The 17,150-nt window shown below is 68.5% G+C and carries 14 protein-coding genes; 11 read left to right on the plus strand and 3 right to left on the minus strand.

Annotated features, from left to right (window positions below; all coding sequences use genetic code 11):
- Positions 1-40: 40 nt before the first annotated feature.
- Together HQ314_RS19195 and HQ314_RS21555 are read right to left on the minus strand one after the other, a co-directional pair.
- Positions 41-496, minus strand: coding sequence for a helix-turn-helix transcriptional regulator (locus HQ314_RS19195; RefSeq protein WP_056446646.1), 456 nt, complete (start codon positions 494-496; stop codon positions 41-43).
- A complete protein-coding gene (locus HQ314_RS21555; protein ID WP_261781861.1) occupies positions 493-1,590 on the minus strand; it encodes a class A beta-lactamase-related serine hydrolase in 1,098 nt (365 codons plus the stop codon). Before HQ314_RS21555 ends, HQ314_RS19195 begins: the two co-directional genes overlap by 4 nt.
- A 103-nt stretch (positions 1,591-1,693) precedes the next feature.
- Between HQ314_RS21555 and purD the strand changes: the two genes are divergently transcribed.
- From purD to HQ314_RS19230, 7 genes are all read left to right on the plus strand, one after another.
- The gene (gene purD, locus HQ314_RS19200) at positions 1,694-2,953 is read left to right on the plus strand and encodes a phosphoribosylamine--glycine ligase (RefSeq protein ID WP_222650945.1); all 1,260 of its coding nucleotides are present in this window, start codon (positions 1,694-1,696) and stop codon (positions 2,951-2,953) included.
- A 2-nt stretch (positions 2,954-2,955) separates the two neighbouring features.
- Positions 2,956-4,110 carry a pyridoxal phosphate-dependent aminotransferase gene (locus HQ314_RS19205; protein ID WP_222650946.1) on the plus strand — a complete coding sequence of 385 codons (1,155 nt, stop codon included), beginning with the start codon at positions 2,956-2,958 and terminating at the stop codon, positions 4,108-4,110.
- Positions 4,111-4,197: 87 nt separating this feature from the next.
- Positions 4,198-4,842: a TetR/AcrR family transcriptional regulator gene (locus HQ314_RS19210; protein ID WP_027504321.1), complete on the plus strand. Its 645-nt coding sequence runs from the start codon at positions 4,198-4,200 to the stop codon at positions 4,840-4,842.
- 53 nt (positions 4,843-4,895) lie between these two features.
- Positions 4,896-6,317 carry an adenylosuccinate lyase gene (purB, locus tag HQ314_RS19215; protein WP_222650947.1) on the plus strand — a complete coding sequence of 474 codons (1,422 nt, stop codon included), beginning with the start codon at positions 4,896-4,898 and terminating at the stop codon, positions 6,315-6,317.
- A 67-nt stretch (positions 6,318-6,384) separates the two neighbouring features.
- Complete coding sequence (locus HQ314_RS19220) at positions 6,385-7,707, plus strand: UDP-glucose/GDP-mannose dehydrogenase family protein (RefSeq protein WP_222650948.1); 1,323 nt, start codon at positions 6,385-6,387, stop codon at positions 7,705-7,707.
- Between the two features lie 78 nt (positions 7,708-7,785).
- Positions 7,786-9,573 (plus strand): DUF4012 domain-containing protein, encoded by a 1,788-nt coding sequence (locus tag HQ314_RS21830; RefSeq protein WP_222650949.1) that lies wholly within the window; start codon positions 7,786-7,788, stop codon positions 9,571-9,573.
- A 135-nt stretch (positions 9,574-9,708) separates the two neighbouring features.
- A complete protein-coding gene (locus tag HQ314_RS19230) occupies positions 9,709-10,626 on the plus strand; it encodes a siderophore-interacting protein (protein ID WP_222650950.1) in 918 nt (305 codons plus the stop codon).
- Here the strand turns inward: HQ314_RS19230 and HQ314_RS19235 are convergent.
- Positions 10,623-12,038, minus strand: coding sequence for an MDR family MFS transporter (locus HQ314_RS19235; RefSeq protein ID WP_027504317.1), 1,416 nt, complete (start codon positions 12,036-12,038; stop codon positions 10,623-10,625). The two genes, HQ314_RS19230 and HQ314_RS19235, sit on opposite strands and share 4 nt — an antisense overlap.
- Before the next feature lie 99 nt (positions 12,039-12,137).
- On the opposite strand from HQ314_RS19235, the gene HQ314_RS19240 reads away from it, so the two are divergent.
- Genes HQ314_RS19240 through HQ314_RS19255 form a run of 4 tightly spaced genes read left to right on the plus strand, consistent with a single transcriptional unit; the run spans position 12,138 to position 17,145 of the window.
- On the plus strand, positions 12,138-13,022 hold the full coding sequence (locus tag HQ314_RS19240; RefSeq protein ID WP_056446672.1) for a phosphoribosylaminoimidazolesuccinocarboxamide synthase: 885 nt from the start codon (positions 12,138-12,140) through the stop codon (positions 13,020-13,022).
- A gap of 5 nt (positions 13,023-13,027) precedes the next feature.
- Positions 13,028-15,193, plus strand: a complete 2,166-nt coding sequence (locus tag HQ314_RS19245) for a S9 family peptidase (protein ID WP_056447493.1) — start codon at positions 13,028-13,030, stop codon at positions 15,191-15,193.
- Positions 15,194-15,242: 49 nt separating this feature from the next.
- A complete protein-coding gene (locus HQ314_RS19250; protein WP_222650951.1) occupies positions 15,243-16,136 on the plus strand; it encodes an alpha/beta hydrolase in 894 nt (297 codons plus the stop codon).
- Positions 16,137-16,176: 40 nt separating this feature from the next.
- Positions 16,177-17,145 carry an ABC transporter substrate-binding protein gene (locus HQ314_RS19255; RefSeq protein ID WP_222650952.1) on the plus strand — a complete coding sequence of 323 codons (969 nt, stop codon included), beginning with the start codon at positions 16,177-16,179 and terminating at the stop codon, positions 17,143-17,145.
- Positions 17,146-17,150 lie beyond the last annotated feature (5 nt).

Genomic DNA, 17,150 nt, shown 5'->3' on the forward strand with positions numbered 1-17,150 from the left:
TGAACCGTGCTGACCACGGTCCACTGCACCGGATCTCACATCAGCGAAGTTCTCCGGCGATGTCGGCCGAGGCGAGCATCAGCACCAGCGCGGGCACGACGGTGCGTGCGGCGAGCCGGTAGTCGCCCCGGCCGTGCTGCTCGACGATCCGCGCCGACGTGAGGGTCTTCAGATGGTGATAGAGCTGACCGACGGACGACAGTCCCACCGCCGCCTGAAGATCGGCGGCGACTGCTGGACCGCGCAACAGTGCGCGGACCACGGCGAGCCTCACGGGGTGGCCGAGCGCCGCCAGCACCTCGACCGCCCGGTCGGGGGGAAGATCGAGCACGGCGTCGGGCACGTACTCGATGGACCAGGTGACGTCGCCGGCCAGATGGACGTCACCCGAGTAGGACACGAGGCCCCCGGTGGACGCCGCCGTCTGTCGGGGGTCCCCCTCGAGCGCCGCGACCCGAGCCTCCAGGGCTGCGACGCGTGCCTCCAGCTCGCTCACGAGATGCAGGCTAGCCGCCCCACTGTCGCCGGATCCGCCGCGGCCTCGAGGAGCAGCGTCTGATGCTGGGTCAGGTTCGTCGTCGCGGACTCGTACTCGGCTGCGGTCAGACCATGGTTCAGCCACACCACCACGGCGGGGGCGCCGTCCGCGCGGCGGAACTCGAAGCCGTGCGTGAGAACTCCGGGCAGATTTCCGCCCTTGAACCCCATGGCCACGAACCCGGCGTCCGCAGGCGGGTCCTGCCATTCGAGGTGGCGCCTGACGGTGTCGACCCCCGAGCCGTAGGAACCGTCGGCGACGGCGGTGTGGAATCGCGCGAGCTCGGCGGCCGTCCCGGTCGGGCCGAACCGATCGAAGTACGTGAGGAGTTCCGTCTCGTCGCGCGGTCGCGCGGTCGTTCCGTACGTCGCGCGGAAGTCGGCGTCGAAGGCGAACCGCTGTGCGAGCGACCACAGATCGTCCGTGTCGACGGTCGCGTCGAGGGCGCCGAGCGTGACGCCGACGAGGGTGGGTGGTGTGAAGTCGCTCCACCCGCCCGCTGCGGCGGCGTCCCGCAACGCGTCGTCGCCCAGGCGGTACCGGAGGTAGTCGGGCACTCCGTTGTCGCTCTCACGCACCATCGCGGTGACCATGTCGTCGAGCCGCACCGTCGCGGCCGGATCCGTCGGCGATGTTCCGTCGTTCGCGATGCCGAGGCGATTCAGAGCAGCGATGTGGGCACCGCCGTCCGTGCCGGGTGCGTACCACCGCTGCCAGTCGGCGACAGGGATGCGTTCGTCCGGGTCCAGCGTGCCGTCGGCCACGGCGCGGGCGTAGGCACCGAGGTGTACGACCTTCACGGCGGAGGCGAGGGGGTGCGGCGTGTCCGCGTCGTGCTCGGCGGTGTGTCCGAGCCCGTCGTCCACCGCGAAGGACACCGATTCGGGGTGCTCGGCGGCGAAGCCGATCCAGCCGTCGGGTGTGGTCATGTCCGCAACGGGGGCCGGTGCGCACGTCGTGGTGGACGTCGGCTCGGTCGTGCTAGGCGGTGCGGACGAGCACCCGGCCAGCAGAATCGACGCCGCGGTCACGGCGGTGAGAGTGCGCATCATCGGTTCTCCTCGAGTCGCATCGTTCGGCTATTCCGTAATTCCGGAATTACCATAGCGCGAACGGGTGCGCTGGTCCAGAGGTCGTGGCCAGTACGCTGCTCTAGTGCGAGTACTCGTCATCGGTTCCGGAGCCCGTGAACATGCCCTGCTGATCGCCCTGGCGGCGGACCCCGAGGTGAGCGCGGTGATGTGCGCCCCCGGCAACGCCGGCATCGAGACCGTCGCCCAGACGTACCCCGTCGACGTCGCCTCCGGGGAGGCCGTCGTGTCGCTCGCTCGCGAGCGCGGCGCCGATCTGGTCGTCATCGGCCCCGAGGTACCGCTGGTGCTCGGCGTCGCCGACGCGGTGCGCGAGGCCGGGATCGCCTGCTTCGGTCCGTCCGCCGCCGCCGCCCGGATCGAGGGTTCCAAGGCGTTCGCGAAGGACGTCATGGCGTCGGCCGGGGTCCGCACCGCGACCAGCGAGGTGGTGGACACGCCGGCACTGCTCGATGCCGCCCTCAACCGCTTCGGGCCGACGTGGGTGGTGAAGGACGACGGACTGGCCGCGGGCAAGGGAGTCGTCGTCACGCAGGACCGCCTCACCGCGCGCGCTCACGCCGCCGAGCTCCTCGAACTCGGCCATCCCGTGTTGCTCGAATCGTTCCTGTCCGGCCCGGAGGTGTCGCTGTTCTGTCTCGTCGACGGCGAGACCGTGGTGCCGCTGCTGCCCGCTCAGGACCACAAGCGCGTCGGAGACGGCGACACCGGGCCCAACACCGGCGGGATGGGCGCCTACACACCGTTGCCGTGGTTGCCCGACTCGATGGTCCAGCGCATCGTCGACGAGGTGGTCGCGCCCGTGGCAGCGGAGATGGTGGCACGGGGTTGCTCGTTCACCGGCCTGCTCTACGCGGGCCTCGCGGTGGACGGTGAGGGCCCCGCGGTCATCGAATTCAACTGTCGCTTCGGTGATCCCGAGACCCAGGCCGTGCTCGCACTGCTCGACTCACCGCTCGGTGCGGCGCTGTACGCGGCATCCACCGGAACATTGGCGGACCTGCCGCCGCTGCAGTGGAAGCAGGGTTCGGCGGTCACCGTCGTGCTCGCCGCCGAGAACTATCCCGGCCGACCGCGCACCGGAGACGCCATCACCGGCGCCGAGAACCCCGGCGTGCTGCACGCGGGGACGGCGCACGGCAGGAACGGTGGCCTCGTGTCGGCCGGGGGCCGCGTGCTCAGCGTCGTCGGCACCGGGGCGGATCTCGCCGCCGCCCGCACCGAGGCGTACGACGTCATGGCGCGAGTGTCGTTGACCGGCGGCCACTTCCGCACCGACATCGGACTCTCGGCCGTCGAGGGCCGGATCTCGATCCCCTCCTGACGATGGTCGAGGAATCCGCGCGCTCGCGTATCGAGCCGTTCCGCGTCATGGACGTGTTCGCCGCTGCGGCGCGCCGCCAGGAGACTCACGGCGACGTCGTGTCCCTCGCGGCCGGACAGCCGTCCACGCGCGCGCCCGGGCCGGTCCTCGCTGCCATGCGCACGGCGCTCGACGACGACGTGATCGGCTACTCCGAGACGTTGGGTACCGCGCGGCTGAGGGCGACGATCGCCGCCTACCTGTCGACGCGATCGCAGGTCGTCATCGAGGCCGAGGACGTCGTGGTGACCACCGGGTCGTCGGGTGCGTTCACGTTGCTGTTCCTCGCGGCGTTCGACGCCGGCGACACCGTGGTGATGGCGCGACCCGGTTATCCCGCGTATCGCAACACGTTGTCCGCGTTGGGGTGTCGCGTGGTCGAGCTGGACTGCGGCGAGGACGTGCGCTTCCAGCCGACGGTCGCGATGCTCGATGCGCTCCCCGAACCTCCGAAGGGATTGATCATCGCCAGTCCGGCCAATCCGACCGGCACGATCATCGATCCCGACGAGTTGGCCGCGCTCGCGCGATGGTGCGACGAGCACGGCACGCTGCTGATCTCCGACGAGATCTACCACGGCATCTCCTACGGCGACGTCTTGTGCCGGAGCGCTCGGGAGTTCTCGGACGGCGCCGTCTCGATCGGATCGGTCTCGAAGTACTTCTCCATGACCGGCTGGCGTCTCGGCTGGATGGTGCTCCCGCGTTCGCTCACCCGAGCGGTCCAGCGGCTGGCCTCGAACATGACGGTGTGTCCGCCGACCGTCTCGCAGCTCGCCGCGGTCGCCGCCTTCACAGACGAGTCCCTCGCCGAGTTGGACGGTCACGTGCGGCGGTACGCCCGCAACCGCGAGGAACTGCTCGGCGGTCTCCGTGACGCCGGCATCACCCGGCTCGCTCCCGCGGACGGCGCCTTCTACGCGTACGCCGACATCGGGCACCTGACGGACGATTCGTTCCGGTGGTGTGCCGACACCCTGGACGAGACCGGCGTGGCCGTCGTCCCGGGTGCGGACTTCGACACGGTGCACGGTCACCACACGGTGCGCTTCTCCTTCGCCGGTGCGACCGAGGACATCACCGAGGCGCTGCGTCGGCTCGCCCCGCGACTGCGGTAGTGGGCTGCGCCCCCGTGCGCCCTTTGCGCATCCAGGGATACGCAAAAGGCGCACGGGGGAGAAGCGCCGGTGGCAGCATGTGTACGCATGTCGACCGGCTCCGCTCCCCGCTCGACGCCCAAGGGTCGGCGTCGGCGCGAGGCCCTCATCTCGGCCGCAGCGGATCTTCTGCTGGCCGGAGGGTACGATGCCGTGCGGCACCGGAGCGTCGCGGCGAGGGCCAGGCTTCCGCTGGCGTCCACGACCTACTACTTCGACTCCCTGGACGACCTCGTCACGCACGCCGCGGAACTGAACGGGGTCCGTGAGATCGCGATGATCCGCGACCGGATGACCGCATTCGCGCCGGCTGCGTTGGACACCGCGGACACGGTGGACCTGGTGGTGGACCTGCTCGTGGGTCCGGACGACGGCGACGAGGTCCGGCGGGACCTGATGGTGGCGCGCTACGAGCGGGTGCTGGCTGCGGCGCGGCATCCGCAGCTGCAGGAACTGCACTGCCGGCTGCGTGGTGAGCTGGAGGACATGCTGTCCGACGTGCTGTCCGCCGCGGGTCGGCCCACCGACCGTGACCACGTCCGCCCGCTCCTGGCCCTCGTCGACGGTGTCGTGATGGGCGCGTTGGGTGAGAATGGGGCGGACCTGCGGTCACGCGTGCGGGACGTCCTGCTGGATGCGGTGGACCGTCACGCGCCGTTGTCGCGGGAAGTCCGGAGGACGGTCGCGCAGTAGAGGCGCAGTCCGGGGGACGGTCGCGCAGTGAGGGGACCGTAAACTGGCCGCTCGTGAGCCGTATCCCGAATGTCCTCGCCCACCGTTACGCCAGTCCCGACATGGCCCGTCTGTGGTCACCCGAGCACAAGATCGTGCTCGAGCGTCAGCTGTGGATCGCCGTGCTGCGAGCGCAGGCCGATCTCGGTGTCGACGTCCCGGCGGAGGCCATCGCGGACTACGAGCGAGTGGCCGACCGGGTCGATCTCGAGTCGATCGCGGATCGAGAGCGGGTCACTCGTCACGACGTGAAGGCGCGGATCGAGGAGTTCAACGCCCTTGCCGGCCACGAGCACGTGCACAAGGGTCTGACCAGCCGCGATCTGACGGAGAACGTCGAGCAGCTGCAGATCCTGCGGTCGATGGAACACGTGTACGGGCACGGCGTGGCTGTCGCGGCGCGTCTGGCCGAGCGCGCGGCCGAGTACACCGAGGTGGTCATGGCCGGCCGCAGCCACAACGTCGCGGCGCAGGCCACGACGCTGGGCAAGCGGTTCGCGTCGGCTGCCGACGAGTTGATGGTGGCGTCGACCCGGCTCCGGGAGCTGATCGACCGGTACCCGCTGCGCGGCATCAAGGGTCCGATGGGGACGGCCCAGGACATGCTCGATCTGCTCGGCGGCGATGCCGACAAGCTCGAGACCCTCGAACGCGCGGTGGCGCAGCATCTCGGTTTCGCCCACGTCTTCACGAGTGTCGGCCAGGTCTACCCTCGTTCCCTCGACCACGACGTGGTGTCGGCGCTGGTGCAGGTGGGTGCGGCGCAGTCCTCCTTCGCCCACACGGTGCGCCTGATGGCCGGACACGAGCTGGTGACCGAGGGTTTCCAGCCGGGTCAGGTGGGCTCGTCGGCCATGCCGCACAAGATGAACACCCGGTCCTGCGAACGCGTCAACGGCCTGCAGGTGATCCTGCGCGGGTACGGGTCCATGGCCGCGGAGCTGGCCGGCGCACAGTGGAACGAGGGCGACGTCTTCTGTTCCGTCGTGCGTCGTGTCGCGCTGCCGGACGCATTCTTCGCCATCGACGGGATGATGGAGACCTTCCTGACCGTGCTCGCAGAGTTCGGTGCCTATCCCGCCGTGATCGCCCGCGAGCTCGATCGCTATCTGCCCTTCCTGGCGACGACCAAGGTGCTCATGGCCGCCGTACGTGCGGGAGTCGGTCGGGAGACCGCCCACGAGGTCATCAAGGAGCATGCCGTGGCCGTCGCTCTCGCGATGCGGGAGCAGGGGAGGGAACCGGACCTCCTCGACCGACTCGCGGCCGACGAGCGGTTGCCGCTCGACCGCGCGGCACTCGACACGGCGCTGGCGGATCGGTCGGCGTTCATCGGCGCCGCGCACGCGCAGGTCGCTGCGGTCGTCGCCGCGGTGCAGACACTGGTCGACGCGAACCCGGAGGCGGCTCGGTACACACCGGCTCCCATTCTGTGATGTGAACCGTGACGACGGGATGGTCTCCCGGTGGAAGTGACGGCCGTCAGACCCTACGGTTCGTCATGTGAGCAAAGTTGTCGTCATCGGAACGGGTTACCTGGGCGCCACGCACGCTGCGTGCATGGCCGAGATCGGACACGACGTCCTCGGGGTCGATGTCGACCCGAGCAAGCTGGCCAAGCTCGAGGCGGGGGAGGTGCCCTTCTGGGAGCCCGGCCTCGAGGAAGTGTTGCAGCGCAACATCGCAGCGGGCCGCCTGCGCTTCACCGCGTCGTACGCGGACGCTGCAGCGTTCGGTGACATCTTCTTCCTCGCGGTGGGCACGCCGCAGAAGAAGGGCGAGTACGCCGCTGACGTGACGTACGTGAACTCGGTGGTGGAGAACCTCGCACCGCTGATCACCGGACCCGCTGTCCTCTTCGGCAAGTCCACGGTTCCCGTGGGCACGGCGGAGCGACTCGGCGCGTTGGCCCATGCGCTCTCGCCGGCAGGCGAGGACCTCGAGGTGGCCTGGAACCCGGAGTTCCTGCGCGAGGGTCACGCCGTGGAGGACACGCTGCACCCGGACCGGCTGGTGCTCGGGGTCGACCGGAACCGTCCTCGGCGCGCGGAGGAGGTCGCCCGCGAGGTCTACGCGCCCCTGCTCGCCGAGGGGATCCCCTTCATCGTGACCGATCTGGCCACCGCCGAATTGGTCAAGACGTCGGCCAACGCATTTCTCGCGACGAAGATCTCGTTCATCAACGCTATTTCCGAGGTCTGTGACGCGGCAGGCGCCGATATCACCGTTCTGGCCGATGCAATCGGTCACGACGATCGAATCGGACGCAAATTTCTCAACGCCGGGATCGGTTTCGGTGGCGGTTGCCTGCCCAAGGACATTCGCGCATTCATGGCCCGTGCCGGTGAGTTGGGAGCCGATCAGGCGCTGACCTTCCTGCGCGAGGTCGACAACATCAACATGCGTCGGCGTACAGGCATGGTCGACGTCGTCCGTGACACTGTCGGCACCCTCCTGGGGGCGCAGGTGGCGGTGCTCGGTGCCGCCTTCAAGCCCGATTCCGACGACGTCCGCGATTCGCCGGCTCTCAATGTCGCTGGGCAACTGCAACTTCAGGGTGCCGGTGTGACCGTGTACGACCCGAAGGCCAACGACAACTCGCGCGCGCTGTTCCCCACGCTGGGGTACGCGAGCTCTGCGCTGGAGGCGTGCGCGAAGGCCGACGTGGTACTCGTGCTCACCGAATGGCGTGAATTCCGCGAGCTGGTTCCCGCCGATCTGGAGGGCGTGGTGCGAGAATGCAGAATCATCGACGGACGCAATTGCCTCGACATGAATGTGTGGCGTTCTGCCGGGTGGCACTATCGCGGTCTCGGACGACCCTGAGTCCGACGAAACGACAGTCGACAACGCCATTGATACACTCCTGCCGAATATCGGTCCGAGAACGAGCAGAGGATTGTCGTGTCGAATGAGCTCGGTGGAACCACGACGGCACGGCGACGGCGGGTCCCGATCTGGGTGTGGATCGTGGCCGTCGTCCTCCTGGCCCTGGTCGCGTGGTTCGGGTGGACCGTCTACACGGCGTACAAGGGGCTGAGCTCCGCCCGTGACGATGCACTCGCGGCACGGTCGGCGATCCTGGCCGGCAACGCGGACGAGGGTCGTGAGCGCGTCGCGGACGCGACCGCCGCGTCGACAGATGCGCTGGATGCGACCGAGTCGCCCATCTGGAAGGCCGTCGCCGCCATTCCGGGTGTGGGCTCCCCTCTCGATGTCGTGGGTCCGCTCACCGGACTCGTCCACGACCTCACGACCGAGGTCCTGCAGCCCGCGGTCGACGTCGGTGCGGTGCTGAACCCGAGTGAACTGCGCGCCGACGACGGCACGATCGATCTGGGTGCGCTGCGCGAGGCGTCGCCGACCCTCGAGCAGGTGTCCGCCTCGGCGACCGCACTGAACCAGCGCGCGGAGTCCATCGACACCGACAGTTATCTACCGCAGGTCACCGAGGCCGGTGATTCGCTGAAGGCGCAGTTGGACGATCTGTCCGGGCTGCTCACCAACACCAGCCTGGCGTCGAAGATCCTCCCGGACATGCTCGGCGAGAACTCACCCAAGAGCTACTTCCTGGCGTTCCAGACCAATGCCGAGTCGCGCGGTACCGGCGGGCTCATGGGTGGATTCGCCATCATCGACGCGGACCGGGGCAAGATCTCGCTCGACGCACTGGCGAAGAACAGCGAGCTCGGTGCCCTCTACGACCCGATCGATCTGGGGCCCGACTTCGCCAAGGCGTACGGCAACCAGTACAACGCGACGGCCAACTGGCAGAACGCGAACGTGAGTCCTCACTTCCCGTACACGGGGGAGATCCTCCGATCGATCTGGCAGCAGGAGTCCGGCCAGTCCGTCGACGGTGTGCTGGCCACCGATCCGGTGGCACTGAGTTACATCCTCGGGGTGGTGGGTCCGGTGACTCTCGCCGACGGCGAGCAGGTCACCTCGGACAACGTGGTGAATCTGACACAGTCGGAGGCGTACTTCCGCTTCGCCGACGACAACCTCGCGCGCAAGGACTACCTGCAGCAGATCGCCGCCCGCGTCTTCTCCAAGGTGGAGGGCAAGATCAACGATCCTGCGGGGCTTCTCGATGCCATCGGACGTGGAGTCAGCGAGGGCCACACCGCCGTCTGGAGCGCGGACCCCGCGATCCAGAGTGTGCTGTCCGGAACCAAGATCGCGCACGAGGTGCCGGACGACCCCGCACCGTACGCCGCGCTGGTCGTCAACAACGGCGCCGGCGGCAAGCTCGATTACTACCTCGAGCGTGACATCACCTACACCGCGTCCTCGTGCGTGGGGGACACGCGGACGACGCAGATCACCGCCTCCGTGACCAACACGGCTCCGCCGCAGGACTACCCGAGGTACATCGCCGGACGTCAGAACGAGACGACCGCGTACGAGGGTCCCCCCGGAACCAATCGATCGGTGGTGTCGGTCTTCACGACGACGGGATCGACGCTGACGAAGGCGTCGATCGATGGTCAGCAGGTGTTCGTGCTCACCGGGCAGGAACGGGGTCATCCGTTCTTCTACACGCCGTTCGTCGTCGAGCCGGGGCAGACCAAGACCCTCGTCCTCGACCTCGTGGAGCCGACGGCGCCGGGTGCTGCGCGGGTGCCGCTCCAGCCTGCGACGCTCCCCGGCACCGCCACCGTCGACGTGCCGGACTGCTCGGGATCCTGACGCGGCTCTCGTGAGTTCGTGACGCGCTGGTCACAGCTGTCTGTGACCGGCCCCATTGCACTCCGCCGCCAGGCATGGTTAGGCTCGCCTTACAGTCGCTCGATCCCCCGAGCGTGCCGCAGGCGAGGAGGTCCGATGTCGACAGCGTTCGAACTCGACGCCGCGACGCTCGATGCGGAACCCGGCTTCTATCCGGCGTCGGTGCTGTCCACGACGGCGATCTCACCCAGCATGGTGCGCATCGTTCTCGGCGGCCCGTGGGTGGAACGGTACGTCGGCGTCGAGGCACCGGACGAGTGCGTGACCGTGTACTTCCCGCCCGCCGTCGACGACGTCCTGCCGCCGATGACCTGCTGTAAGGGCGTGTGGGGCTACCACGACGCGGCGACGCGGCCGGAGTGCCGCAACTACACCGTCCGCATGCGCGACGACGACACGCTGACCATCGACTTCGTCCTGCACGAGAGCGGCGTCGCGTCGAACTGGGCGCGGCTGGCGCGCCCGGGCCACAGCGTCGTCCTCTCGCGCCCCCGCTCCTGGTACCGGTGTCCCGAGGACGCCGCGTGGCAACTGCTCGTGGCGGACCAGACGGGTCTGCCGGCCATCGCCCGAGCACTCGAACAGGCACCGGCCGGGCTGCGGACCCACGTCGTGCTCGAGGTCCTCGACCCCGCCGACATCCAGTCGTTCGACACGGCGGCGGACGTCACCGTCGACTGGCGCGTGGGTACCGGCAACGGTGTGATGCCGAGTGTTCTCCCCGATGCGGTCGCGTCGTACGAGCGTCCCGCGGGCTCCGGATACGTGTGGTTCGCCGGTGAGGCGGGCGCGTCCCGCGCGGTGCGCTCCCACGTGCGCAAGCAGTGGGGCATGAGCACCCGTGAGTGCTCGGTCATCGGATACTGGCGCGAGCGCGCCGAGGAGTGGCTGGCCTCCTACAAGCGGTACGAGGCGATGGCACTCGCGGGCTACAAGCGCGCTCTGCGCGAGGGCAAGTCGGAAGCGCAGGCGCAGGACGAGTTCGAGGCACTCCTCGAGCGCGTCGGCCTCTAGCTCTTCTCGGGATCGGCGATACGGCCACCGGGCATCGCGAGTGCGGCGATCAGCAACAGGACCGCTCCGCCGATCACCGTGTAGAACACGATGTGCAGACCGTCGCCGAGTTCGGTCGGCGATGCGTCGTCTCCGACGGTGGCATTGACGATGGCCCCGCACACCGCGATGCCGACGGCGCTGCCGAGGTTGCGGGCGAACGTGTTGGTGGAGGTGACCACTCCGCGCTCGGACCAGTCGACACTCGACTGCGCCGCGATGAGCGCAGGGCCCGCGATCAGCCCCATCCCGGCTCCGATCACGAGGCACCCGACGCAGATCTCCCACACCGACGACGTCGTGGTCCATCCCAGTGTGAGCAGCGAACCGGCCGTGACGATCGACCCACCGATGACCGCGGTGCGCCGGAACCCGATGCGCAGATACACCCGACCCGACTGTGACGACATCAGCGGCCACGACAGCAGGAGCGGTGCGAGGGTGAAGCCGCCCGCCAGTGCGCTCAGCCCCAGTACGCCCTGGACGAACGTCGGGACGTACGTGGTGAGCGTGAGCACGACGGCGCCGATGACGGCGCCCACGGCGCTCGTGGCGACCAGGACACGTCGCGTCAGCACCCACAGTGGCAGCACGGGGGACGCGACGCGTCTCTCGACGAGCACGAAGGCGGCGAGCCCGGCCACTCCGACGGCGAAGACCGCGACACTCGCTCCCGACGTCCACGCCCACGATTGACCACCCTCGAGCAGCCCGAGGATGAGGGCGCCCGCGCCGACGGTGAGCAGCGCGGCGCCGACGTAGTCGATGCTCTGCCGCGTCGACGGCCTCGCCGTCTCGTCGAACTTGCGGATCAGCATCACCGCCGCGACCAGGCACAGCGGGATGTTGACGAAGAAGATCCAGCGCCACGACAGGAACTCGGAGAAGATGCCGCCGAGACTGGGACCCACGATGGACGACATCGCCCACACGCTGGCCAGGTAGCCCTGCGCCTTCGCGCGCTCGCGCACGGTGTAGATGTCGCCGGCGATCGTCTGCACCATCGGTTGGATCGCGCCCGCGCCGATGCCCTGGATCGCCCGGGCGACGATGAGGGCGGGCATGCTCCAGGCGATCCCGCACAGCACCGAGCCGATCGCGAAGACGGCGATGCCGAACAGGACGAGACGCTTGCGGCCGAAGAGATCCGCCAGCTTGCCGTAGACCGGCACGGTGACGGCCTGTGCGAGCAGGTAGATCGAGAAGAGCCACGGGAACTGGGAGAAGCCGCCCAAATCGTCGACGATGGTGAGGACGGACGTGGCGATGATCGTCGAGTCGAGGGCGACGAGCGAGTTGCAGAGCATCAGCGCCGCCAGGATCGGGCCTCGTTCGGACCGGAATCCGACCTGCACCCTGTCCGTCGTCGTCACCCGCCACGCTCCTTCGTTCGCCTCGGTACCGAGGGTCCCTCCGAACACTGCCAGACACCGCCACCACCGCGATGCGCGGCACGACTACGCTCGAACGTCGTGCGCCCCTCTCTCTCGCAGTATCCCCATCTGGCGGCCGGCAAGGTCCGCGACCTGTATCGCATCGACGACGACCATCTGCTCCTGGTGGCGAGCGACCGCATCTCCGCGTACGACCACGTGCTGTCGACGCCCATTCCTGACAAGGGTCGCGTGCTCACCGCGATGAGCGTGTTCTTCTTCGACACTCTCGGCGTGCGCGATCACCTCGCCGGAGACGCGGAGGATCCGCGGATCCCGCAGGAGGTGCTCGGCCGCGCGCTGGTGGTGCGCGCGCTGCGCATGGCACCGGTCGAGTGTGTCGCCCGTGGCTACCTCACCGGGTCCGGGCTGCTCGACTATCGGGAGACGGGTGCGGTGTGCGGCGTTCCGCTCCCGGACGGTCTCACCGAGGCGAGCACGCTCCCGGAGCCGATCTTCACCCCCGCCAGCAAGGCGGCGATCGGCGATCACGACGAGAACATCGACTTCGATTCCGTGGTCGCCCTGGTCGGAGCCGACACGGCGGACAAGCTGCGCTCGGCCACGCTCGACATCTACGCGCGCGCCGCGGAGTTCGCCGCCGGACGCGGAATCATTCTCGCCGACACCAAGTTCGAGTTCGGTGTCGACGACGACGGCGAGGTGGTCCTCGCCGACGAGGTGTTGACTCCCGACTCGTCCCGGTACTGGCCGCTCGACGGCTACACCGAGGGGCAGGCGCAGCCGAGTTTCGACAAGCAGTTCGTCCGGGACTGGCTGACCGGTGAGTCCGGATGGGACCGCCACGGCGACGCACCGCCCCCGCCGCTGCCCGACGACATCGCCGACCGCACCCGGTCGCGTTACGTCGAGGCGTACGAACGACTCTCGGGTCTCTCCTTCGACGATTGGGTACGACCGTGACCGACATGCAGACGCACGACGCACAGCAGACGACACCACCGATCGCCAAGACCGTTCCGCACACGCGCACACACCACGGTGACGTCGTCGTGGACCCGTACGAGTGGTTGCGGGAGAAGTCGGATCCCGAGGTCGTCGCGTACCTCGAGGCGGAGAACGCCTACACCGAGGCACAGACGGCCCACCTGGAGCCGCTGCGCACGGCGATCTTCGACGAGATCAAGTCGCGCACACAGGAGACCGATCTGTCGGTGCCCACGCGCCGCGGACTCTGGTGGTACTACGGGCGCACGCTGGAGGGCAAGAGTTACGGCATGCAGTGCCGCTGCCCGGTCGCCTCGGTGGACGACTGGACGCCGCCCGCGCTCGAACCGGGTGTCGAGGTCCCCGGCGAGGAGATCGTCCTCGACGCCAACGTGCTGGCAGAAGGACACGATTTCTTCTCGCTCGGCGCATTCTCCCTGAGCGACGACGGACACCTGCTCGCGTACTCCGTCGACACCGCCGGCGACGAGCGGTACACGTTGCGCATCAAGGATCTTCGTACCGGAGAGCTGTTCCCGGACGAGATCGAGCAGACCGCTCCCGGAGCGACCTGGTCCGCCGATCAGCAGTACCTCTTCTATCAGACCGTGGACGACTCGTGGCGTCCGGACAAGGTGTGGCGACACCGGATCGGGTCGCCCACGTCCGAGGACGTGGTGGTCTTCCACGAGCCGGACGAGTCCTACTGGGTCAGTTTCGGATCCACGCGCAGCGAGAAGTACCTCGTGATCTGGGTGGGGTCGAAGGTCACCACCGAGGGCTGGTACCTCGACGCGCAGGATCCGACGGGCGAGTTCCACGTGATCCTGCCGCGCAGGGACGGCGTCGAGTACAGCGCGGAGCACGCCGTGGTCGCGGGCCGCGACCGGTTCCTGATCCTGCACAACGACGTCGTCGACGGAGTGAAGGCGGAGAACTTCGTCCTGGCCGACGCGCCGGTGGAGGACCCGTCGGACATGACGATTCTCCTGGAGCACGCCGACGACGTGCGGCTCGAGGACGTCGACGCGTTCGCGCACCACCTGGTGCTGTCGTACCGCCGGGAAGCCGTGCCGCGCATGGCCTTGTGGCCACTGCTCGACAGCGGCTACGGCGAGCGTCACGAGCTCGAGTTCGACGAGGAACTGTTCTCGGTGGGTCTCGGCTCGAATCCGGAGTGGGACGCACCGCTGCTGCGTTTCGGCTATACCTCGTTCATCACGCCCTCGCGCGTCTACGACTACGACCTGGCCTCTGGCGAGCGCATCCTGCGCAAGTCGCAGCCGGTGCTCGGCGATTTCGACCCGACGCGGTACACCCAGACCAGGGAGTGGGCGACGGCGGAGGACGGCACGCGAGTGCCGCTCTCGGTGATCAAGCGCGTCGACGTCGAGGTGTCCGAGGGCGGCGCGCCGACGTTGCTGTACGGGTACGGCTCGTACGAGGCGAGCATGGACCCGGGCTTCTCGGTGTCGAGACTGTCCCTGCTCGATCGGGGCATCGTGTTCGTCATCGCGCACGTGCGCGGCGGCGGGGAGATGGGCCGCCTCTGGTACGAGGACGGCAAGATGCTGCACAAGAAGAACACGTTCACCGACTTCGTCTCGTGCGCACGGCATCTGATCGACACCGGGGTGACGTCTCCCGATCGTCTGGTGGCCGACGGTGGCAGCGCGGGCGGGCTCCTCATGGGAGCGGTGGCCAACCTCGCACCCGAACTGTTCGCGGGCATCCTCGCCAACGTCCCGTTCGTGGATCCGCTCACGTCCATTCTCGACCCGTCGCTGCCGCTCACGGTGATCGAGTGGGACGAGTGGGGAAATCCGCTGGAGGACAAGGACGTCTACGACTACATGAAGTCGTACAGCCCGTACGAGAACGTGGCGGAGAAGGACTATCCGGCCGTCCTGGCCATCACCTCGATCAACGACACGCGCGTGCTCTACGTCGAACCCGCGAAGTGGATCGCCGCTCTGCGGGTGAAGAACACCGGCAGCGAGCCGATTCTGCTGAAGACCGAGATGAGTGCCGGGCACGGCGGGGTCAGCGGGCGATACGAGAAGTGGAAGGAGATCGCCTTCGAGTACGCGTGGGTGATCGAACGCACGGGTGCGATTGCCACGGGTGGCCGCGATACGGCAAGCTGACGGCGTTCGCCGGGGGGTGGACTGCAGCGAATGACGGTCGGGGGCCGCAGTGAGTGAACGTCGTGATGTCGAGTTCGTGTCCGGGGACGCCACCTGTGCGGCGTGGCTGTACCGTCCGGACACACCGAGCGAGCGGCAGCCGATCGTCGTCCTGGCCCACGGTCTCGGCGGTGTCCGCGAGATGCGGCTCGACGCGTACGCCGAACGGTTCACCGCTGCCGGCTACGCGTGCCTGGTGTTCGACTACCGCCACTTCGGCGCCAGTGGCGGCGAGCCACGGCAGCTCCTCGACATCGGGCTCCAACTCGAGGACTGGGCGTCGGCCATCGCGTACGCCCGCACGATCGACGGGATCGATCCGACCCGAGTGGTGCTGTGGGGGTCCTCGTTCGGCGGTGGACACGTCCTCGAGGCCGCCGCTCGGGACGGCCGGGTCGCCGCGGTGATCTCCCAGTGCCCGTTCACCGACGGGCTCGCGTCGGCCCTGGCCACGCCGCTGAGCACGACGCTCAGGATCACCCCGCTCGCCGTCCGGGACATCGTCGGATCGCTCCGGGGCAAGCCTCCCGTGATGGTGCCGCTCGCCGCGGAACACCGTGGTGTCGCACTGATGGCCAGCACCGATGCACTCGACGGGTACCTCGGTCTGCAGCCCCCCGGTTCCGCCTTCTCCAACGAGGTGGCGGCTCGGTTCGCACTCGCCATCACCCGGTACTTCCCCGGCCGGGCGGCGAAGAAGATCACCGCGCCGGTGCTGTTCTGCGTGTGCGATCCGGACACCGTCGCACCGACGAAGGCGACCCTGCGCCATGCGGCGAAGGCGCCTCGCGGACAGATCGAGGTGTACCCGTACGGCCACTTCGAGATCTATGTCGGCGACCCGTTCGAGCACGTGGTGGCCGATCAGATCGCGTTCCTGGAGCGCACGGTCCCGCTGACGTAGCACCCCCGCGGGGAACTACCGGACCTTAAGATCGTCCGGTATGCGAAGAATTCTCGTCGCCCTGATAGTCGCCGTCGCGCTCGCGGGATGTTCGTCGGGCGAGCCCGCCGCGACGGCGCCGTCGCAGGCCGTGGACGACGCGTCGTCCTTTCCGATCACCGTCGAGGGGGCACTCGGATCCGCTGTCGTCGAGAGCGAACCGACACGCGTCGTCGCGTTGTCGTGGACCGACGCGGACATCCTGCTGTCCTTGGGGGTGACCCCCGTGGCGACCGCCCGCGCGACGGCCGAGTCGGGATTCCAACCCTGGACCGAGGCAGCGATCGCGGGGAAGGACGCTCCCGCTTTCCTGCAGGGCGCCAACGCCGATCTGTCGGTCGAGGAAGTGCTGTCCTACGAACCGGATCTGATCGTGGGCACCAAGGCGTTCGGACTCGACACCCGCTACGACCAGTTGTCCGCGCTCGCACCAGTCGTGCACTACGCGAGCACACCGTCGGCGGAGACGTGGCAGGAGGCCACGCGGACCATCGCGGGCGCGCTCGGTCGCGGCGACGACGGCGAGCGCGTGATCGAGGAGACCGAATGGACGATAGCCGCTGCGGCCGAGGCGAATCCCGGTTTCGCGGGCCGCACGTTCACGTTCTTCGTCGGTCCGGCCGACGGCAGTGTGTACGTCGTGAACTCCATCGACGACGCCGGTGCACAGTTCCTCGACGCCCTCGGGATGCGGCCCACCGATCACGCGACGACGTTGCCGACCAGCTCCATTCCGGGACGGGCGCAGATCACCTACGAGGACCTGTCGAACAACGACGCTGACCTCGTCATCGCCACGGGTCCGCCGGCCGCTCTCGACGAGTTCCGGGCACTTCCCGGCGTCTCGGCTCTGTCTGCGGTTCAACGGGGCGACTACGTGCCGCTCGCTCCCACCGAGGCGCAGTCGATCGCGTTCCCGTCCCCGCTCGGTCTCGCGTGGGCGGTCGAGACCATCGTCCCGACATTCTGACCGCA

It is taken from the genome of Rhodococcus sp. BP-332 (assembly GCF_019836065.1).
Classification (GTDB): Bacteria; Actinomycetota; Actinomycetes; order Mycobacteriales; family Mycobacteriaceae; genus Rhodococcoides.